Genomic DNA, 19,826 nt, shown 5'->3' with positions numbered 1-19,826 from the left:
CTATTCTCCTACATTTTCGAGGGTTATTTTACCTAGTCTTCCGTTTTTAAAATCATCAAGAATTAGCTTAGAAGCCTTATCAGTATCTGTTTCGCCGCCTTTTTTAAGCAAGGCTCTTCTTTCTGCCACTGCTTCAAGAGTTTTCACGGCAAAATCAATCTTATTTTCAGTTTTTTCACAGTTATCAAATCCATAGTAAGAAGCTATCAGTCCTTCGTAATTATCCTCAAGCTCCGTTATGAGGTTAAGTACAAGCTCCATTTTTTCAATTACCTCATCTTTTATAGAGCCTATAAAGGCAAGGTGCTCAGCAGTCTTCCTATCCTCAAACTTTGGCCAAAGTATGCCGGGAGTGTCAAGAAGCTCCACCTGTTTATTAAGTCTTATCCACTGCTTACCCTTTGTGACGCCCGGCTTATTGCCTGTTTTTGTAACCGCTCTTCCTGCGAATGAATTGATAAAGGTGGACTTGCCAACATTGGGAATCCCACCTACAATGGCTCTTACAGGGCGGTTAAGTATTCCCCTCGCCCTATCTCTTGCCATCTTAGCTTCGGCTGCCTTAGCTATGGCATCCTTCACCTGCTTCATACCACTACCGCTTCTTGAATTAAGCTTAACTGCAATCATACCTTCATCGGTAAAATGTTTAACCCAGTTTTCTGTCTCTCTATCATCCGCCATATCAGCCTTGTTAAGAATAATAACTCTTGACTTTCCTGCCGCAAGACTGTCTATATCAGGATTTCTGGAACTTATAGGTATGCGTGCATCCACAAGTTCAATAACTATATCTATTAGTTTAATGTCCTCTTTCATCTGACGAACTGCCTTCGTCATATGACCGGGATACCAGTGTAAATCAGGCATATCTATCCTCCATATTATTAATCGGCTAAATTTAAGCTGTCCACAAGAGTAAATGGCTTTTCTGTTGCAACAGCTTTTCCGAGTATCTCATTTTTAAGTACATTGCCCACACTTGCAAATCGGCTGTCTTCACTATCATTTCTATTATCTCCGAGTACAAAGTACTCGTTATCATCCAGTTTAATGCCTTCCTCTGCAAGACCTGCATTTTCTATGGTCTCTGTCTTTACCTTTTCTTTTAAGGCTTCATCGTTTATGTATATTATTCCGTTTTTAATCTTAACTGTCTCACCGGGAAGTCCTATAACCCTCTTTATTTCATAGTAACTATGCTCTCTGTTACTTTGTTTATAAACTATTACATCGTTTCTCTTAGGAGATTTCAGATAATACTCTATCTTGTTGACGATTACCACCTGACCTTCCATAAGAGTAGGCTCCATGGAAACTCCTGCAACTGCAGTCTTTACAAATACATTAGTTGTTATAAAGTAAGAGGCTGTAATAGTTAATACAATAAGTAACAGCCATACAATTATCTCTTTAATTATCTTTTTCACTGTTGGCGTCGTCTCGATACGAGCCTTTTTATGAAAATAAGATTTTCTAGCCATATATTTTCCTTCCAATTACGCCAGGTTACTAAACTCCGATTCTATGATACAATAAAAAAGGAACAACTGCAAGTAGTTGCTCCTTTTGATTACGCTCTGTTCGATTAGAACAATTATACCTCTTTAAGCTTAGCTGACTTACCAACTCTTCCACGAAGGAATGTAAGTTTAGCTCTTCTTACCTTACCGTGACGAACAACTTCGATTCTGTCAACGTTTGGAGAATGTACAGGCCAGGTTCTTTCTACACCGACACCGCCAGAAAGCTTTCTAACTGTGAAAGTTTCTCTTGAGCCGCCACCCTGTCTCTTAAGTACAGTTCCTTCGAAGATCTGAATTCTTTCTCTCTGACCTTCCTTTACCTTTGCGTGAACTTTAACAGTATCACCTACTCTGAATTCATCCACGTTTGATTTGAGCTGTTCTTTTTCAATCTCTCTGATTAATTCGTTCATTTCTATTCTCCTTTTATCATAGATGTTCTTAGCACTCTCACTATGAGGCGTCAGAGGACCATCCGAATTACATAACAATTTACTTTAACATAATTTTATCAATAAATCAAGACTTATTTTTATATTAACACTCAGCACCACCTACACCACTTATGTCCTCTTTGTTTTCAGCAATTGCACTTATCGCAGCTTCAAGTCCTCTCACAATGTCATTAAGTGGCATGGAAGGCTTATCAGGCTTATCTACTGTCTGCTCTGGTATATACGGAACATGGATGAAGCCCCCCTTCATTCCCTTATATGTTTTATCGATATAATATAACACTCCATACATCAAGTGATTGCACACATAGGTGCCAGCAGAATTGGAAAGGCTTGATGTTAATCCTGCTTTTTTTATAGCTTCAACCATAGCTTTTACAGGAAGGTTGGAAAAGTATGCATTTTCTCCGTCGAGGTAAATAGTTCTGTCTATAGGCTGATTACCTTCATTATCTGGTATTCTAGCATCATCTATATTGATTGCAATTCTTTCAGGGGTGATTTCCTCTCTTCCTCCTGCTTGACCTATACAGAGCACAAAGTCAGGCTTTTCTTTTTCCATAGTATCTATTACAGTTTTAACTGACTTATTAAATACAGTTGGAACTTCAAGCTTAATTATATCCAGATTAGCTATCTTATCTCTAACCTGTTTTACAGCTTCCAGAGCAGGATTAATGCTTTCTCCTCCAAATGGTGTAAAGGCTGTGAGTAATAGTTTCATGGGAACCTCCATATTTCAACATTGATTATTCAGGCAGCTTAGTTTTCTTAGGTAAAGTATGTGTTCTTATGTACTCCTCATAAAGCTCAGGCCTGCGCTCCTTAGTTCTTTTAAGTGCTTCTTCAAGCTTCCACTGTTCTATTTTGGCCTGATGGCCTGAAAGAAGGATCTCAGGAACTCTCATATCCATATACACCTCAGGTCTGGTATATTGTGGGTGTTCAAGGAGACCGTCTGTAAATGATTCTCCCACAGCAGATTCAGTATTGTTAAGCACACCCGGCACCAGCCTTGATATGGCATCTATCATAATAACAGCGGGAAGCTCTCCTCCAGTGAGTACATAGTCACCAATCGAAATAAAATCGGTACAAACCAGTTCCAAGGCTCTCTCATCAACCCCTTCATAATGCCCGCAAAGGAATACAAGTTCATCTTCTTTCGCAAGCTCTACCGCTATTTTCTGCGTAAAGGTTCTTCCCTGTGGGGTTACATAGATAGTTCTGGGCTTGTGGCCGATTTTTTCAGAAATAGCATTATGACAGCGGTGAATTGGCTCTACCTGCATAAGCATACCAGCTCCACCGCTATAGCAGTAGTCGTCCACCTTATTATGCTTATCAAGGGTGTAATCCCTGATATTTACAGCATTTACACTGATGAGTCCCTTGTTTATGGCACGGCCTAAAATGCTTTCCCCTACGATATTATTTATCATTTCAGGAAAAAGTGTCATTACATGGAAATTCATAATACCCCCTTAGTCAAGCAAGCCCTTCATAATATGTACCTTAACAAAGCCTTCTTCAGTATTGATTTCAAGCACACACTCAGGTATATGAGGAAGGCAGAATTCTTTAAGTTCACTATGAGCTTCATTAGGCTTTACTACTATCACCTTATTGGCACCTGTATCCATTACCTCAGATACTGTCCCATACTCTTCACCAGTATCAGAGGTCACCTTACAGCCTATTACATCCGATACATAGTGTTCACCCTCAGCTAAAGGAAGCGCATCCTCTCTTGCAACCAAAAGATCCATTCCCTTGTATTTTGCTATCAGGTCAACATTATCAATACCCTTAAAGGTAACTATAGGAGTATTCTTGAAGTACTTCACATTGTCTACTTCCACCTCAAGCATCCCACTCCCTTTTATAGCTCCTTTCCCTGAACCAAGGTCAATAAAGGCTCTTTTTAGGCTGTCAAACCTATCTGTATCATCCGTTGTTGGAAATACCTTAATCCCACCTGTAAGTCCATGTGTACTTGTAAGTACTCCTACTCTAAAATAATTTTCCATTATATCCTCATTTCAATAAAAAAGAGGAAGGATTACTCCTCCCCCATTGTCATCATTTTATTTCAACGGTGACTTTCTTATCATCCCTTGTGGCAGCAGCCTTAACAACAGTCCTTATAGACTTTGCAATTCTACCCTGCTTGCCAATAACCTTACCCATATCACTTTCAGCAACATGAAGATGAAGAATAGTTTCTCCATTCTCCTCTGTCTGTGTAACTGTGACTTCATCAGGATGATCAACAAGGGCCATAGCAATAACCTTTACTAATTCATTCATGATGACTACCTCCGATGATTACTCAGTTATACCAGCTTTCTTTAAGAGCTTAGCTACAACCTCTGTAGGCTTAGCACCATTAGCAATCCACTTCTTAGCCTCTTCAGCATTGATATTGATTGCACTTGGCTCCTTATTTGGATCATAAGTTCCTACCTGAGCAATGAAGTTACCGTGCTGAGCAACTCTCTCATCAGCAACCACTACTCTATAGAAAGGATGTCTCTTATATCCCATTCTCATCAATCTAATCTTTACCATTTTTCTTTCCTCCTATGTGTTTGTTTTAATTTTTGATACTTGTATCATATATGAAAATGCATAGCATTAACACCTAATTAAAGTCCGAAAGGCAGACCGAACTTCTTCTTTCCCTTACCCTTCATCATTCCGGACATCTGCTTCATAACCTTTTTCATCTGTTCCATCTGCTTGACAAGCTTATTTACCTCAGCTACATCAACTCCGGCTCCCTTAGCAATTCTGTGCTTTCTGGAAGGATTAAGGAGATTAGGATTCCCTCTTTCAGCCTTAGTCATTGAAAAAATAATTGCTTTAACCTTGTCTAAGGCTCCTTCATCAACAGCCGCATCATCAAGCTTTCCACCAAGGCCTCCAGGCATCATACCAAGAATGTCCTTAATGCTTCCAAGCTTTTGGATTTGCTCAAACTGTGAGAGCATATCGTTAAAGTCAAACTCGGCTTTCTTGAATTTTTGCTCAAGTTCCTTGGCTTTCTCAGCATCAAGGGCACTTTGAGCCTTGTCAATGAGGGTGAGTATATCTCCCATTCCGAGTATCCTGTTAGCCATTCTATCAGGATAAAACTGTTCAAGATCTGTTAGTTTCTCTCCCATTCCTGCATATAGAATAGGTTTTCCTGTCACACTTCTTATGGAAAGAGCCGCACCACCTCTGGTATCACCATCAAGCTTAGTAAGCACAACTCCATCAAGCCCAATCTTGGAGTCAAAGGTTGTTGCGACATTGACAGCTTCCTGACCTGTCATTGCATCCACTACAAGAAGTGTCTGCGTAACCTCAACCGCTTCTTTTATATCTACAAGCTCCTGCATCATATCTTCATCTATCTGAAGTCGTCCTGCAGTATCAAGAAATATCATATTGTAGCCATTGCTCTTAGCGTGTTCTAATGCCGCCTTAGCAATGTTTGGCGGCTTGTGGCCGTCACCCATAGTAAATACCGGAACTCCAACCTTCTCACCATTTACCTGAAGCTGCTTTATCGCAGCAGGTCTGTATACATCACAGGCAACAAGCAAAGGCTTTCTTGTACCTTTGAACTTCGCAGCAAGTTTTGCTGTGGTAGTTGTCTTACCTGCACCCTGAAGACCACACATCATTATGACTGTAATTTCCTGAGTTGGTTTTAAGGTAAGTTCAGTTTTCTCAGAACCAAGAAGGGCTGTCATTTCTTCATTTACTATCTTTATAACCATCTGACCGGGTGTTAAGGAGTTCATAACATCCTGTCCTATTGCTCTTTCTTCAACGGTCTTGATAAAGTTCTTAGCAACCTTAAAGTTAACATCCGCTTCAAGCAGAGCAATCTTTACTTCTTTAAGGGCAGCTTTGACATCATTTTCATTTAGCTTACCCTTGCCGCGTAAGTTCTTAAAAACCTTTGTCAGCTTCTCTGTTAAACTGTCAAATGCCATAGCTCCTCCTTCTAGAATATATTGTAAAGTCTGTCAAGATCTATCCTTACATTTTCTTTAAGCTTCTCGTCTGTAGATTTGCTTATTGTTTCTTTAAGCATATCCAAGGTAACGGATATTTCTTCGGATTTTTTAATTAGTCCCAGTTTATTATCAAACTCTTCCAGCTGTTTGATACTTCGTTTAAGATTATCGTGTACTCCCTGCCTTGATATACCTTCCGTTTCAGCTATTTCTGAAAGAGACAGGTCTTCATGTACATAGGCTTCAAGGAGTTTGCTTGAACCCTCCTTTAATAGCACACCATAATAATCATATAGCTCAGAAACTCTAAGTCTCTCGTCAAGTATATCTGCTTTCTTTTCCATAATAAACTCACCATCTTTTTAATCCTTAGGTATTGTAGCAGAAGAAAAAAGAGATGTCAAGTTTTTTTCTTGACATCATAAAAATATTATTATAATACCTTTTCACTTTCTAGATATATTTTAATAACATCTATAAATTCTTTAGCACGTACTATCTGCTTTTCGGCCTCCTCTTTAGATGCAATAAAGAAATCCAAATAATCTGCCTTTTCTCTGTTTTCTGAAGCCATTCTTATAATTTTAGATAGTTCTTTTGAAAATACACCATCTTTTACATAATTTTGATTAAAATATGCTATTACACCACTATGTTTACTACTATCAAATCCACTCAACGCATTAACAGCCCTTATAGCGTGAAATATAGCATAATATGCTCTATTTAATGTATTTTTATATCGTTCATTTTCATACATTATTTTAGCATCCGAAAGTGCTTCTAGGCTTGTTTCAAAACGGTACTTTGATAACTCTCTCGCTCGTTCTTCCATATAGAAATTCCTTCCTTTAATAAATTCTTATAAAATGGCAATGTTGACTTCCATTCATTTAAATTATCTTCTTCAATTGTAATAACGGATAAGGTAATTTCAAGATCCAATTCGTTATCAACTACTATATCTATCATCTTTCTATGCAGTTCATCTGTATCGGGTAATCTTAAAATAACTGCTATATCTATATCTGACTCTGGCATTTCCTGACCTCTTACATAAGAACCATATAGTATAATTTCTTCTATTACATCTCCATAAACTTTACCAATGTCTATACACATATTAGTTAACTGTTTAAGTAGTCCTGGATATTTTTTATTTATTCTGGTTTTGTTTCTCCAATTTCTATACTGACCACTTTTAATTCTTTTATCCTCGCTTATTTCAGCAGTTTCAGGAATAAGCCACTGATTACCTACTTTTTCTCCATTTAATTTTCCATTACTAAGCATTCGCCTTAAATTCCCTGAATCTTTTCCAAATATAGCAGCATACTGTGAAACAGTATAAAACCCTTTCATATACTCACCTTCTTTCATATTTGACATTAACACATTATCGTGTAAATGTCAAATTACTATATACAAATTTAGATAGCACTAAAAAGTACTATCTAAATTAAAAATATCCATTATTTTATTCAAATAAATCTTTCAAATTCTCTTTGATATTATCTGCGAAGCTCTTCCTCTTAGAACCTTTTCCTTTCTTGCCTTTTTCCTCACCCTTAACCTCTGACGAAGCTGATTGGCTTGCATTAGGCTTTGCTTCTGCCGGATTGCCCTTTGCCTTATATCTGGTTTCAAAGGTTTCATCAAGCTCTTCAAGGATTCTTTTTTGTTCTTTGGTAAGAGATGCAGGAGTCTGAACTATAAAGGTAATGTAATGATCGCCTCTTACGTCCTTATTTCTAAGTGTAGGCATACCCTTACCTCTAAGCCTTACTCTTGAATCCGTTTGTGTTCCCGGCTTCACTGTATATATAACATCACCATCAACTGTACTTATCCTGATATCGCCTCCAAGAGCAGCCTGTGTAAATGAAATAGGTACTGATGAATAAATATCATATCCATCTCTCTGGAAGTTAGGATGCGATGGAACATGTACCTCTACAAGTAAATCTCCGCGAGGTCCCCCGTTTGTACCAGGTTCTCCCTTTTCTCTGATTCTGATAGCCTGTCCGTCATCAATACCTGCAGGTATATCTACCTCTATGGTCTTACGTCTGGTGATATAGCCTGTACCACGGCAATCAGGACATTTATCCTTGACTATCTTACCTGTTCCGTGACAATCAGGGCAGGTCTGTACATTACGAACCATACCAAAGAGCGACTGCTGGGTATAGGTTACCTGACCTGTGCCTCCGCACTTACTACAGGTTACAGGAGTAGTTCCTGCCTTAGCACCACTTCCGTGACAGGTCGCACATTCCTCCTTCATATCAAGAGTAATCTCTTTCTTACATCCTTTTACAGCTTCATCAAACTTAATTCTAAGGCTATAGCGGATGTTTGCTCCCTTTTGAGGGCTGTTGTTACTTCTTCTGCCACCACTGCCGCCAAAGAAGTCAAATCCGCCTCCACCTCCTCCAAAGAAGCTTCCAAAGATATCTCCAAGGTCTATATCGCTAAAGTCAAATCCGCCTGCTCCAGGTCCGCCTCCATTGCTGAAAGCAGCGTGTCCGAACTGGTCGTATTGTTTCCTCTTTTCATCATCACTAAGTACTGCATAAGCCTCAGAAGCCTCTTTAAACTTAGCCTCCGCCTCCTTATCACCCGGATTGGCATCAGGATGATACTTCTTAGCAAGCACTCTGTACGCTTTCTTCAATTCATCAGCAGACGCATTCTTAGCAACACCAAGAACCTCATAATAATCTCTTTTCTGATCTGCCATATTTATCCCACTTTCATCAATTTATTTTAAACACATACAATTCACCCTATTAACCATAAACGTCTTATAACTATAACATATTTCGTTATGTATATCTATGGTAAAGTGTGATTATCTTATATCTTTATACAGGTATTGGGCTGCCGCCAAGGCCTAGCGCGACAGCCCTATTTTTATCAAATATTATACTTCTCTATAGTCTCCATCGACAACATCGTCATTGCTACCAGAGTTAGATGTAGTCTGACCTGTTTGTCCTCCCATATCAGGACCTGCACCTGTAGCGCCATTTGACTGCTCATACACCTTTGTGAAAAGGCTCTGTGCACTAGCCATAAGCTTTTCTTTAGCAACCTTAAGCTTATCAATATCTTCGTCAGATACATTGTCAGCAGGAGTAGCCTCAAGAATATCCTTAAGTGCCTTAAGGTCAGCCTCTACTGAGCTCTTGTCAGCCTCTGTAATCTTGTCGCCTACATCATTAAGTGCCTTCTCTGTCTGGAATACCATAGCATCAGCATCATTTCTTGCATCAATGCCTTCCTTACGCTTCTTGTCCTGAGCCTCAAACTCAGCAGCTTCTTTAACAGCCTTTTCTATATCTGCATCACTCATGTTTGAACCTGCAGTAATTGTAATATGCTGCTCTCTGCCTGTTCCAAGGTCCTTAGCAGAAACATTAACAATACCGTTTGCATCTATATCAAATGTAACTTCAATCTGAGGGATTCCTCTTGGAGCAGGGGCAATTCCATCAAGTCTGAACTGTCCGAGGCTCTTGTTATCCTTTGCAAACTGTCTTTCACCCTGAACTACATTGATATCAACTGCAGACTGATTATCTGCCGCTGTAGAGAATACCTGGCTCTTTTTGGTAGGAATAGTTGTATTTCTTTCGATAAGTTTTGTAGCAACACCACCCATAGTCTCAATTGAAAGTGAAAGTGGTGTTACATCAAGGAGAAGGATGTCACCTGCACCTGAATCGCCTGCGAGCTTACCACCCTGGATAGAAGCACCGATAGCTACGCACTCATCAGGGTTAAGGTTCTTGCTTGGCTCTTTACCTGTAAGCTGTGCAACCTTTGCCTGAACTGCAGGAATACGTGTAGAACCACCAACTAAAAGCACCTTACCGATATCACTTGCATTAAGCCCTGCATCCTTAAGTGCATTCTGAACAGGAATAGCAGTTCTCTCAATTATATCATGGATGAGCTCTTCAAACTTAGCTCTTGTAAGGTCAAGTTCAAAGTGCTTAGGTCCTTCAGAAGTAGCTGTAATGAAAGGAAGGTTGATATTGGTTGTGGTTGAAGAAGAAAGTTCCTTCTTTGCCTTCTCAGCAGCTTCTTTAAGTCTCTGAAGAGCCATTTTATCAGTAGAAAGATCTACACCTTCTTTGTTCTTAAAGTCTGCGATGAAGTAGTTGGTAAGTACATTATCTACGTCATCACCACCAAGCTTGGTATCGCCGTTGGTTGAAAGAACTTCAATAACACCATCACCGATATCGATGATAGATACATCGAAAGTACCACCACCAAGGTCATAAACCATAATTTTCTGTTCTTTTTCATTATCAAGACCATAAGCAAGAGCAGCGGCTGTAGGCTCGTTGATAATACGCTTTACATCAAGACCTGCAATCTTACCTGCATCCTTGGTTGCCTGTCTTTGCGCATCATTAAAATAAGCAGGAACAGTGATAACTGCCTCTGTTACCTTTTCTCCAAGATATGCCTCTGCATCAGCTTTAAGCTTCTGAAGAATCATAGCTGAAATCTCCTGAGGGCTGTATGACTTACCATCAATATTTACCTTATAGTCAGTTCCCATATGTCTCTTGATAGAAGATATTGTTCTATCTGCATTGGTTACAGCCTGACGCTTTGCAGTCTCGCCCACAAGACGCTCACCATTCTTTGTAAATGCAACTACTGAAGGAGTTGTACGCATACCCTCAGCATTAGGAATAACCACAGGCTGTCCACCTTCCATAACAGAAACGCATGAATTTGTTGTACCTAAATCAATACCAATTATTTTACTCATAATAATTACCTCGCTTTAATATTTATATTTTAATGTGATACGAAACTGCTTATATTGCAATCCCGCAAATGCTAGTTAACAACTTTAACCATACTTGGTCTTACTACACTTTCTTTATACATATAGCCTTTTTGCATCTCTTCTGCCACAGTATTTTCGCCAAGATTTTCATCTTCACCGTGCATAACTGCATTATGTATTTCAGGATTGAACTCCTTGCCAACAGCTTCTATAGGAGTAACTCCTACATCCGCAAGGCACTGCATAAGCTGCTTATACACCTTATCTATGCCTTTAGCAAAGGCCCCTTCCTTTTCTTCTTCAGAAAGGCTGCCAAGTCCTCTTTCGAAGTTATCAATGATAGGAAGAATCTTTTCAACTATTCCCTTCGCACCTAAGTCATACATCTGCGACTTTTCCTTCTCAGTGCGCTTACGGAAATTGTCAAACTCTGCCATCTGGCGCATTAGCTTGTCATTTAACTCATCTATCTTGTTCTTATATTCTTCCTCTTTTGATGCTTTTCTTTCTTCGTTTATCTTATTTAGCTCTTTTTCATCTAAAGATTCTTCAGAAACTATTTCAGCAGAAGCTGTTTCTTCAGCATCAACTTTTTCTATTTTCTCTTCAGAATGTTTCTTTTTATCTTTCACAATCTACCACCTTTCTATGTATCACTTACATAATTTATGTCATTTTTCATATCTATAAGCTTAATTGCCTTTGTAGTTTTATCCTCACTCTGATGCTTAAATATGCTATCCAACTGTCTCATTAGATTCTTAAGTGATCCGACAACTTTCGCATAATCCATTCTTTTAGGACCTACTATACCGATTTTGCCGTACACACCTTCTTCTATCTCATAAGTAGCAGTCACAACAGAACAGTCCTTCAAGCTTTCTACATTTGTATCATTTCCTATATAGACCTGAATGCCATCGTCATTGCCATCATCCATCCTGTCTGTAAGAAGAGCACTCAGTTCTTTCTTTTCCTCGATTGTATAAAGAAGCTTTTGCATATTGTCACTATCATTAAGCTCAGGATACTTTAGAATATTCGTAGTACCACTTGTATATATTCTAAGTGAATCATCTTCAGAGAATACAGATCCTATTGCATCTATTATTCTTCCGACAAGGTTCACATATTCTCCTGCCTGTTCCTTCATCTTTGCAATAACTCCTATGTTTATGTCCTCCATATTAAGTCCTGCAAGAAATGAATTAAGCATGATATTAAGCTTAAGGAGTAAGCTTTTCTCAACCGCTTCATCAAGCCTAATTATCGTGTTCTTAACAGCATTCTTTTCAAGCACAACTACTATAAGGAGATTTTCTTCATCAATCTCTGAAAGCTGTATAAATTTAATATTGTTGCTTTCATATTTAGGAGCAGATACCACTGTAGTATAATTTGTTTTCATTGCGAGTAAGTTGGCAACCTGCTGAAGTAAAGTCTCAAGTTTATCTGACTTTTCAATCAAATCCTTTTTAAGGCTTTTTTCTTCCTTTATTTTGGTCTGCATAAGCGAATCGACATATAATCTGTAAGCATTATCCGAAGGTATTCTTCCTGCCGAAGTATGAGGCTTTACCAAATACCCCATATCTTCAAGATCTGACATCTCGTTTCTTATAGTTGCAGAGCTAAGTTTCAACTCAGAAAACTTAGATATTGTTCTGGAGCCGACAGGCTCGCCTGTCTCAAGATAGTTCTTGATGACAGCTTTAAGTATCTCAAGTTTTCTATCGTCAAGTTCCATCTCATCTCTCCTTTCTTTTAATTGTTAGCACTCACTCGACTAGAGTGCTAACATCTATTAGTAAGATACCACCTTATATATAATTTGTCAATAGAAAATTGCAATAAAAATTGTGTAATATTTGTGTCCTTTAAAAATGAAAAGGCACCCCTTTCGGAGTACCCATTTAATGTCAATATCATAACAAAATTTAATATGTTAAGAACGGTTATAATTAGCATCTAAGAAGTAAAAGCCGTACTTGTATATGGAAAAATAATATCTACACTATATTAGTATCATAGCATCCCCAAATGAAAAGAACCTATACTTTTCTTTAACAGCAGTTTCATAAGCAGAGAGCACATTTTCTTTTCCTGCAAATGCAGAAACCAACATAACAAGGGTGGACTCAGGCAGGTGGAAGTTAGTTATAAGCCCATCCATAACCTTAAACTTATATCCGGGATAAATGAATATGTCTGTTTCACCTGTCTTTGCTTTCATATAGCCATTCTCATCTGCAACTGACTCTATGGTTCTGCAGCTTGTAGTACCTACGCAGATTACTCTTCCACCGTTTCTTTTAGTTTCATTAATAATGTCAGCAGCCTCAGCATTTACTTCATACCATTCTGTGTGCATATGATGATGATTTACATCATCTACCTTTACAGGCCTGAAGGTTCCAAGTCCGACATGTAATGTAATACTTGCTATTTTTATACCCTTCTCTTCTATTTTAGACAGAAGCTCTTTGGTGAAGTGCAGACCTGCTGTAGGAGCTGCTGCTGAGCCATCATACTTAGCATAAACAGTCTGATACATTTCTTTATCTTCAAGCTTGTGTGTAATATATGGAGGGAGCGGCATTTCACCCAGGGAATCAAGTATCTCTTCAAATATGCCTTCAAAATAAAACCTGACTAATCGGTTTCCTTCTTCTGCAATCTCCAAAATCTCAGCTTTAAGTCTTCCGTCTCCAAAAGTAACCCTGGCTCCGGGCCTTAACTTCTTTCCCGGCTTTACCAGGGTTTCCCACACATCATTTGCCCTTCTCTTAAGCAGCAAGACCTCAACCTTGCCGCCTGTGCCTTCCTTTTCGCCTATAAGTCTTGCAGGAATAACTCTGGTATTGTTAATAACCAGACAATCTCCCTCATTAAGATAATCTATTACATCACTAAATATCTTATGTTCTATAGCCCCTGTTTCCCTGTTAAGAACCAAAAGCCTTGATGCGGTTCTGTCCTCTAAAGGATCCTGAGCTATAAGTTCTTCAGGTAAATCATAAAAAAAGTCACTGGTTTTCATATATTATAAGGTCCTCGCTCTATCCGCTATATTTTTGTTAAAATCAATTATCTTATGATCATATTCCTTATCCATAAGGGTGGAAGTTATCATAAAATCTGCAGTAGCCTTATTGTTGGCAATCGGAATATCGTATACCTGACAGATTCTTAAAAACGCTTTGACATCAGGGTCATGTGGCTGTGCTGATAGAGGATCTGAAAGGAAAACTACAAAATCAATCTTCCCTTCTACAATTTTAGCACCTATCTGCTGATCTCCACCAAGAGGTCCGCTGTTATAACCACGAACAGGAAGACCTGTTGCATCTGTTATCATCCTAGCTGTAGTTCCTGTTCCCGAAAGAAAATGCTTCTCAAGAATCGATTTATTGTCCATACACCACTGAATGAGTTCTTTTTTCTTACCATCATGCGCAATTAGAGCTATATTCTTCTGCTTTCCGATTGTTAGTGTAATAAATTCATTGTTTAAGTTTTCCATTATTCTTACCTTACCTTTACTGTTAACGCCTGTTTATGGTTTTTTATTTGAACATTTTGATGGAGGCCTCCTGCTTCACCGTCAAGTGTCCATTGCAAGCCTTCATCCGCTTCAATTTTAATGTTGCCCGAATGAAAATGACAGATATTATCTGTTTTCATATCCATTAGAATAAATGAATTTATGATATTTTGCAAATCAAGCGGAGACTTGGGAGTTTTTACAAAAATCGCATCAAATTCTCCATCATCTAAATACACCTCAGGACCTGTAATCCCCTTAAATCCTCCAACTGACTTTGAGTTAGCAACCATTCCAAAGATGAAATCATCTTCGATCACTTCCTCATCATAAGCTATTTTTAAGTGATAAGGTCTGATTTTTTGTAGGCTTTTAACACCTTCAAGGAAATACGCAGCCTTTCCGATTACATTCTTTACATCCTGAGAAGTCTCATAGGAAACCTCAGTAAATGCACCAAAAGCTGCAACATAAGTAAAATAGCTATGTAGTTCTCCCTGGTCTCCAACGTGGAAAGAGCCTATATCAACCTCTTTATCCTCTCCATATATAATAACATCTACTGCGTCAGACACTTCTTTGGGTATATCAAGACTGGTTGCGAAATCATTAACTGTACCGACAGGAATATACCCGATTGATGGAATTTTGTTTCCCAGCTTTTTAGACTCCATCATCCCTCTGGCAACTTCGTTGAATGTACCATCACCTCCGGCACATACAAGCAAGTCATAATTATGAGCCTCATTTTTAGCCATTTCATCAGCATCACCACTTTTAGCAGTAGGAAATACTGTTATTTGGTATCCCTTAAGTGATAGTTTTTCAAGTATCAAGGATACTTCTTTTCTTATATTACCTTTTCCCGAGTTGGGATTATATATAAATAAAAGTTTGGACATAATTACGGCCTCCCTCTCTAATCAAAAATTTTATAATTTCTCTCTTTTATAGCTACAAGTGCCGCTTCTTTTGAATGGCTGTCGTAAAATTCAATTCTAAGTACCCCGTCTGAGAACTCCCTGTTGTGAGCTATTCCCATATTTTTAATGCTAATACCCTTGGCTGCAAGTATGGATGCCATAATAGCAATAGAGCCCGGTTCATCAGGCACATATAAAAGAATTTCGTGAGAGACAACCATATTGCTTTTTCTAAGAGGGAGAGAATCCCTATAATCCTTATTACTGTCAAAAAAATGATAGAGACTATCCTCATCCTTATCTTCAATCAAAACTTTTATTTTCTTTAGCTCAGTTATGTATTTTTCTAGGAATTCTCCTATACTGTCTCTATTTGTAAGGCAGATATCCTTCCACATCGCTGGGGAGGATGAAGCTATCCTCGTTATATCCCTAAATCCTCCTGCTGCAAGCATCGCAAGTAAGCCATTTTCCTCATCTGCTTTAGCTACCACTCCAACCAGTGATGATGCAACTACATGTGGTACATGGCTTATTGCAGCGGTTATATAATCGTGCATTTTTGCATCAACAATTATAGAAACCGCCATTGTTTCATCAACTAATTCCCTAAGTTTTGCAAGTTTAACTTCATCAGTATCGCTAAAAGGCGTTAAGATATAATAAGCATTTTCAAACAGGTGCACATTTGCATTGGAATAGCCTGTCTTCTCTGAACCAGCCATAGGGTGTCCGCCTATGAACTGCTTTTTCATTCCAAGGTTAACAGCTTCAGCGGCTATAGCTTCCTTAACACTTCCAACATCAGTAACTATACAGTCTTTTTTTATTATGGTTTTAAGTTCTTTAAGATAAGATATGTTGCTCATTACCGGGGCAGAAAGCACTATCAGGTCACACTCTGAAAACTGTGTCAAATCAGTTACTATTTCATTTAGAACTCCGTCATCCTTAGCCAATAAAAGTTCAGTATCTTCATCTTTTTTATAATTATAAGCCATAAATATGTAATCAGGATGCTTTTTTCTCCATATCTTAGCAAGCGAGCCTCCAATGAGACCAAAACCAATAAACCCTATTATCTGCATATATACTCTCCAATTAAGCCAAAACCAATAAACCCCATTTTCTTCATATATACTCTCTAAACAACATCTATTCCCAACAGTTCATAATGAAACAAGTCTGCTACAGCCATCTGTAGCAAACCTGCATCATAGGGTATCAAATGCTTTTATTACCCTAAGCCAATATAAAAATGATAGCTTCAAGCCTTGGTTTTGTCAATGCTTTTAATAGACCTTTTTAACTTTACTCCTTCTCTCCTGCCATATTTTCTTAGATAGGTCAAACACAAAGAGATCCCCATGTATAAATTTTATCTCGTCCCCACCTATGTCTTTCTTCCTTCTTCCAAATGTTTCATATCTCCAATTGTTAAAGAATCCATCCTTTTCATTTTTCGAGTTAATATAGCTTAATATTTTTTCCCCGTCTTTTAAGGTATATATATCTGCTAATACAGTAAGATAGCCGGATTTAATCCAAAAATCTTCATCAAAATATATAAATGAGTGTTTTTTCATATACTCTTCAAGGTTGAATCCCTTTTTGCAGACATATATCCTTTCCGGTAAAGAGTATTCTCCCCTCCATCTCTGCAGGTATGGATTGCTTCCCGCTGCCAAAAGCTGCTTTGGAAGTAATGCCTTATCATACCTGTACAAGCCAATATCTCTACCTCCAACTTTAGTAAAATGAATGTTACTGTTGTCTCTTTTACCCCCAACTTTTATTAAGCCTAGCTTCTTATTATCTTTAGCAGGCACCTCTTCATAATAAATATCAACAGGTACCCTGCTTCCTGCCTTTATGTCAATAACATAAAAGTCAAAATCCATCCTTATACCATACGCTTCATTTAGATAATTTCCTATGGTTGTCATCTCAAAGGAAACCGCATACCCCTTCTTGAAGGCTCCTTCATTGATAAACTTAGGATTGTCACCTTGAATCAGAGGTAAATTGTATAGCCTAACACCCTTATCAAAAACAAAGTTTTTACCTTTTCCTTCCCACATTGAGGTATTTTTAACATCTAATAAAGTAAAATCTATGAGTCTTCCGCTTACTTCAACATTAATTCTGTTTTCTGCGATATAATTCTTATACGAAAGATTGGCATATTCTTCAGCATCTGAATTCGATATATGATTTAGAGCATAGGCTCTTACTATAACTGTGTATTTCCCCTCATTAACTGTCATAGGAAGATGAAAAACCGTATTACCGCTCACTGTAATAGGCTCATTGGCAAAATAGGTTTTGCCTTCTACTTCAACTTCAAAAGGAAAAATAACTTCCTTTTTCAGAGTATATTTTGAATAATCCCTGTCACCATAACCCTTTATATCCAAGTGGTTTCCAGCTGTTTTGATATCAATACTAAAGTCTTTTTCCAGTACAAGCTGGTATAAAGACTTATCAGGTTTAACGAGCTGACACCACTTCCTTGCATCTTCAATACTGTAATCGCAGACTACAGGAGTATGTACCTTAACCGGATTTACATCATCAATATCAAATACCAGACTTGTTTCTCCTTCTGGATTTACGCTGTCACTAAGCGTATAAAATACCTGTCCACTACTTTCATAAACACCATTTTGCACCTGTGTATCTATCGTCTTCCCATCTTCGTACAACATTTTATGACTTATATTCTTACCTTTTGTAGCAGGTTTTAAAGGCTTTGGTGCAGACTTTCTTACTTCCTTATCATCCATAATAAGCTCATCATCTATGACAAGACGGTCATTTTTAACCATCATGTCACCTATGTGAGATTCAACAGCAGATGAAGGATTGTAAGACGGGATTGTGCGTCCCTTTACAGATTTATTCCCCAGATTGACTGATGTTAGGCTTTCAAACGGTGGCTTTACATGCTCTTCAAATGGTAAGCCTGTAATATACTCTACTTTTGGTGCAACTTGCTCTTTAGGCATCATCATGCTTCCTGTATCAGGTATGGCCGCATTAACTAAAACCGCACCATCAAGCGTATACACCAAAAGACTGTCAATATACCAATATGAATACTTCCTTTGAACTGTGGTTAGATAATCCACTCTCTCAACTTTAGAATGTCGTTTACGCTTTTTACCCTTGCCTGTTGTCCAATGCAGATGCCAATTAATATAACTTCTTACATCTATTAGTTTTTCTCCTGTTTTTCTCTTAAAACGGTATTTAAGAAGATAATTCTCAGTAACAACGTTTTTAAAATAATATTCACTGACCGGTATTCCTTTCTCAATGTCAAATGGAGAATTGTCTATGGTACCTGAGTCAATCACCCCCTTGGGCTCAGGTATACCAGCTTCTCCGGATATTTCCTCTTCTTTTTCATATATGGTTGGAGGTGGTCCTTCATATATACCCACTACAAGAGACTTTTCGTTGCCTAGCACAACATTCTGACTGGAAGCCTCATTTCCTATCTTGATGTTTTCTGGCGTATTAGGTGTACTTGCTTCCCTGTACTCACTGGAAATAAGCTTATACTTTACCTTTTTCTTATTTCTCGTTACTACTATCTCTCTAGGAAGACTTATAGTGACCTCATCACCAAAGTATTTCTCTTCATTATTTTGATAAGATTTAAATTTATCTTTTTCCTGTTTGTAGGCATAGTGAGGATTGCTCAGGTCCTTTGAACTGATACTTAACATCTTTGAACCTGAAACATTATCCTTATCTGTAAGCTCCTCATCCCAAAGTGGCTTACCCTTCCTGTCTACATACTTAACAAGTACATTAGAATAGATTTCATAATTAATCTCATAATTATAGTACTTGTCCCTTAACCACTGCTTTTTAGCCTCTTCACTCCAGCCCTCCGCCTCCTGGATTTTAACGATATCAGTCAAATCATTTTTTCTGATTTTTTTTACTTCATTCCTCTCACTATCATATTCATATTTGCTCCCATCTACGTATATATACTTACCATTTGGCTTTTCAAAGTCCGCCTTGTTCTTCTTCCTAAAGGCATCAATAACTCTTTTTCTTGTATAGGCATCATTTATTAACTCATAGGTCTCAAAAAATGTATCTATATATAGCTTTTTATCCCCATTCTTGTACTTTTTTATAAGCTTGGAATAAAAAGCCTTATTAGACATGATTTGGTTCTTAACGTACTTACCTGAGATTGAATTCTCTACCATACTTAAACCACTTGAAGAATTAAGTTTTTGTGTTTTAACAGTTTCATTGTTGGTATACAAGGTAATAATAGGCGATTTCTTCCTTAAAGGATAACCAACATCTTTTTCATCTGAAGGTTCCAATGAAATAAAGTAACCTTTTGGCTGCCATCTTATACCAGTTTTTGCTGATATAGCTGAAGATTGCCAGATTATGTCGCCATTTTCCGAGTTTGTCTTGAAAGATACATCTGACTTTACTAAGCTTACAGAAGTAAAGGTGATGAAAATCGTCAGTATAAGGAATAAAAAACAGGCTTTCCCTCTCCTATTCATAA

Annotated in this window: 21 protein-coding genes; all 21 read right to left on the bottom strand. The window is 38.0% G+C overall.

What is annotated here, in order from left to right; translation table 11 throughout:
• Window positions 1-870, bottom strand: a complete 870-nt coding sequence (ylqF, locus tag ACO6HM_RS03050; RefSeq protein ID WP_485389711.1) for a ribosome biogenesis GTPase YlqF — start codon at window positions 868-870, stop codon at window positions 1-3.
• A 17-nt stretch (window positions 871-887) separates the two neighbouring features.
• Entirely contained in the window at window positions 888-1,484 is a 597-nt protein-coding gene (lepB, locus tag ACO6HM_RS03045) for a signal peptidase I (RefSeq protein ID WP_485389710.1), read from the bottom strand.
• A gap of 113 nt (window positions 1,485-1,597) precedes the next feature.
• Window positions 1,598-1,939 carry a 50S ribosomal protein L19 gene (gene rplS, locus ACO6HM_RS03040; protein ID WP_485389709.1) on the bottom strand — a complete coding sequence of 114 codons (342 nt, stop codon included), beginning with the start codon at window positions 1,937-1,939 and terminating at the stop codon, window positions 1,598-1,600.
• A gap of 124 nt (window positions 1,940-2,063) precedes the next feature.
• On the bottom strand, window positions 2,064-2,705 hold the full coding sequence (gene pcp / locus ACO6HM_RS03035; RefSeq protein WP_485389708.1) for a pyroglutamyl-peptidase I: 642 nt from the start codon (window positions 2,703-2,705) through the stop codon (window positions 2,064-2,066).
• 25 nt (window positions 2,706-2,730) lie between these two features.
• Window positions 2,731-3,456: a tRNA (guanosine(37)-N1)-methyltransferase TrmD gene (gene trmD, locus ACO6HM_RS03030; RefSeq protein WP_485389707.1), complete on the bottom strand. Its 726-nt coding sequence runs from the start codon at window positions 3,454-3,456 to the stop codon at window positions 2,731-2,733.
• A gap of 9 nt (window positions 3,457-3,465) precedes the next feature.
• Window positions 3,466-4,011: a ribosome maturation factor RimM gene (gene rimM, locus ACO6HM_RS03025; protein ID WP_485389706.1), complete on the bottom strand. Its 546-nt coding sequence runs from the start codon at window positions 4,009-4,011 to the stop codon at window positions 3,466-3,468.
• A 52-nt stretch (window positions 4,012-4,063) separates the two neighbouring features.
• Window positions 4,064-4,291: a KH domain-containing protein gene (locus tag ACO6HM_RS03020; protein ID WP_208428830.1), complete on the bottom strand. Its 228-nt coding sequence runs from the start codon at window positions 4,289-4,291 to the stop codon at window positions 4,064-4,066.
• A gap of 18 nt (window positions 4,292-4,309) precedes the next feature.
• Window positions 4,310-4,552, bottom strand: coding sequence for a 30S ribosomal protein S16 (gene rpsP / locus ACO6HM_RS03015; RefSeq protein WP_208428831.1), 243 nt, complete (start codon window positions 4,550-4,552; stop codon window positions 4,310-4,312).
• 77 nt (window positions 4,553-4,629) lie between these two features.
• Complete coding sequence (gene ffh / locus ACO6HM_RS03010; RefSeq protein WP_485380907.1) at window positions 4,630-5,970, bottom strand: signal recognition particle protein; 1,341 nt, start codon at window positions 5,968-5,970, stop codon at window positions 4,630-4,632.
• Between the two features lie 11 nt (window positions 5,971-5,981).
• A complete protein-coding gene (gene ylxM / locus ACO6HM_RS03005; protein ID WP_288915554.1) occupies window positions 5,982-6,338 on the bottom strand; it encodes a YlxM family DNA-binding protein in 357 nt (118 codons plus the stop codon).
• Window positions 6,339-6,427: 89 nt separating this feature from the next.
• Complete coding sequence (locus ACO6HM_RS03000) at window positions 6,428-6,829, bottom strand: HEPN domain-containing protein (protein ID WP_485389705.1); 402 nt, start codon at window positions 6,827-6,829, stop codon at window positions 6,428-6,430.
• Complete coding sequence (locus ACO6HM_RS02995) at window positions 6,778-7,356, bottom strand: nucleotidyltransferase domain-containing protein (protein WP_485389704.1); 579 nt, start codon at window positions 7,354-7,356, stop codon at window positions 6,778-6,780. The genes ACO6HM_RS03000 and ACO6HM_RS02995 overlap by 52 nt, the downstream gene beginning before the upstream one ends.
• Before the next feature lie 115 nt (window positions 7,357-7,471).
• A complete protein-coding gene (dnaJ, locus tag ACO6HM_RS02990) occupies window positions 7,472-8,737 on the bottom strand; it encodes a molecular chaperone DnaJ (protein ID WP_485389703.1) in 1,266 nt (421 codons plus the stop codon).
• A 183-nt stretch (window positions 8,738-8,920) separates the two neighbouring features.
• Window positions 8,921-10,789, bottom strand: a complete 1,869-nt coding sequence (gene dnaK / locus ACO6HM_RS02985) for a molecular chaperone DnaK (protein ID WP_485389702.1) — start codon at window positions 10,787-10,789, stop codon at window positions 8,921-8,923.
• 71 nt (window positions 10,790-10,860) lie between these two features.
• Window positions 10,861-11,442, bottom strand: coding sequence for a nucleotide exchange factor GrpE (gene grpE / locus ACO6HM_RS02980; protein ID WP_485389701.1), 582 nt, complete (start codon window positions 11,440-11,442; stop codon window positions 10,861-10,863).
• A 14-nt stretch (window positions 11,443-11,456) separates the two neighbouring features.
• Window positions 11,457-12,557, bottom strand: a complete 1,101-nt coding sequence (hrcA, locus tag ACO6HM_RS02975; RefSeq protein ID WP_485389700.1) for a heat-inducible transcriptional repressor HrcA — start codon at window positions 12,555-12,557, stop codon at window positions 11,457-11,459.
• Between the two features lie 267 nt (window positions 12,558-12,824).
• On the bottom strand, window positions 12,825-13,850 hold the full coding sequence (queA, locus tag ACO6HM_RS02970) for a tRNA preQ1(34) S-adenosylmethionine ribosyltransferase-isomerase QueA (RefSeq protein ID WP_485389699.1): 1,026 nt from the start codon (window positions 13,848-13,850) through the stop codon (window positions 12,825-12,827).
• A gap of 3 nt (window positions 13,851-13,853) precedes the next feature.
• The gene (locus ACO6HM_RS02965) at window positions 13,854-14,333 is read right to left on the bottom strand and encodes a methylglyoxal synthase (RefSeq protein WP_485389698.1); all 480 of its coding nucleotides are present in this window, start codon (window positions 14,331-14,333) and stop codon (window positions 13,854-13,856) included.
• A gap of 5 nt (window positions 14,334-14,338) precedes the next feature.
• Complete coding sequence (locus tag ACO6HM_RS02960) at window positions 14,339-15,256, bottom strand: diacylglycerol/lipid kinase family protein (protein ID WP_485389697.1); 918 nt, start codon at window positions 15,254-15,256, stop codon at window positions 14,339-14,341.
• A 17-nt stretch (window positions 15,257-15,273) separates the two neighbouring features.
• The gene (locus ACO6HM_RS02955; RefSeq protein ID WP_485389696.1) at window positions 15,274-16,365 is read right to left on the bottom strand and encodes a prephenate dehydrogenase; all 1,092 of its coding nucleotides are present in this window, start codon (window positions 16,363-16,365) and stop codon (window positions 15,274-15,276) included.
• Between the two features lie 204 nt (window positions 16,366-16,569).
• The gene (locus tag ACO6HM_RS02950; protein WP_485389695.1) at window positions 16,570-19,824 is read right to left on the bottom strand and encodes a DUF5704 domain-containing protein; all 3,255 of its coding nucleotides are present in this window, start codon (window positions 19,822-19,824) and stop codon (window positions 16,570-16,572) included.
• Window positions 19,825-19,826: the final 2 nt, after the last annotated feature.

This window comes from Catonella sp., from assembly GCF_057250765.1.
The sequence above is the reverse complement of the archived record's forward strand: the minus strand, read 5'-3'. Positions and strand labels throughout refer to the sequence as shown.

Excerpts from the sequence above, each read along its gene's own strand:
- dnaJ (WP_485389703.1), bottom strand. The coding sequence starts at position 8,737 with ATGGCAGATCAGAAAAGAGATTATTATGAGGTTCTTGGTGTTGCTAAG.
- ACO6HM_RS02960 (WP_485389697.1), bottom strand. The coding sequence starts at position 15,256 with ATGTCCAAACTTTTATTTATATATAATCCCAACTCGGGAAAAGGTAAT.
- ylqF (WP_485389711.1), bottom strand. The coding sequence starts at position 870 with ATGCCTGATTTACACTGGTATCCCGGTCATATGACGAAGGCAGTTCGT.
- ACO6HM_RS02955 (WP_485389696.1), bottom strand. The coding sequence starts at position 16,365 with ATGCAGATAATAGGGTTTATTGGTTTTGGTCTCATTGGAGGCTCGCTT.
- pcp (WP_485389708.1), bottom strand. The coding sequence starts at position 2,705 with ATGAAACTATTACTCACAGCCTTTACACCATTTGGAGGAGAAAGCATT.
- hrcA (WP_485389700.1), bottom strand. The coding sequence starts at position 12,557 with ATGGAACTTGACGATAGAAAACTTGAGATACTTAAAGCTGTCATCAAG.
- lepB (WP_485389710.1), bottom strand. The coding sequence starts at position 1,484 with ATGGCTAGAAAATCTTATTTTCATAAAAAGGCTCGTATCGAGACGACG.
- ACO6HM_RS02950 (WP_485389695.1), bottom strand. The coding sequence starts at position 19,824 with ATGAATAGGAGAGGGAAAGCCTGTTTTTTATTCCTTATACTGACGATT.
- ACO6HM_RS02965 (WP_485389698.1), bottom strand. The coding sequence starts at position 14,333 with ATGGAAAACTTAAACAATGAATTTATTACACTAACAATCGGAAAGCAG.
- ACO6HM_RS03020 (WP_208428830.1), bottom strand. The coding sequence starts at position 4,291 with ATGAATGAATTAGTAAAGGTTATTGCTATGGCCCTTGTTGATCATCCT.
- dnaK (WP_485389702.1), bottom strand. The coding sequence starts at position 10,789 with ATGAGTAAAATAATTGGTATTGATTTAGGTACAACAAATTCATGCGTT.
- rimM (WP_485389706.1), bottom strand. The coding sequence starts at position 4,011 with ATGGAAAATTATTTTAGAGTAGGAGTACTTACAAGTACACATGGACTT.
- ACO6HM_RS02995 (WP_485389704.1), bottom strand. The coding sequence starts at position 7,356 with ATGAAAGGGTTTTATACTGTTTCACAGTATGCTGCTATATTTGGAAAA.
- ACO6HM_RS03000 (WP_485389705.1), bottom strand. The coding sequence starts at position 6,829 with ATGGAAGAACGAGCGAGAGAGTTATCAAAGTACCGTTTTGAAACAAGC.
- rpsP (WP_208428831.1), bottom strand. The coding sequence starts at position 4,552 with ATGGTAAAGATTAGATTGATGAGAATGGGATATAAGAGACATCCTTTC.
- trmD (WP_485389707.1), bottom strand. The coding sequence starts at position 3,456 with ATGAATTTCCATGTAATGACACTTTTTCCTGAAATGATAAATAATATC.
- rplS (WP_485389709.1), bottom strand. The coding sequence starts at position 1,939 with ATGAACGAATTAATCAGAGAGATTGAAAAAGAACAGCTCAAATCAAAC.
- ffh (WP_485380907.1), bottom strand. The coding sequence starts at position 5,970 with ATGGCATTTGACAGTTTAACAGAGAAGCTGACAAAGGTTTTTAAGAAC.
- queA (WP_485389699.1), bottom strand. The coding sequence starts at position 13,850 with ATGAAAACCAGTGACTTTTTTTATGATTTACCTGAAGAACTTATAGCT.
- ylxM (WP_288915554.1), bottom strand. The coding sequence starts at position 6,338 with ATGGAAAAGAAAGCAGATATACTTGACGAGAGACTTAGAGTTTCTGAG.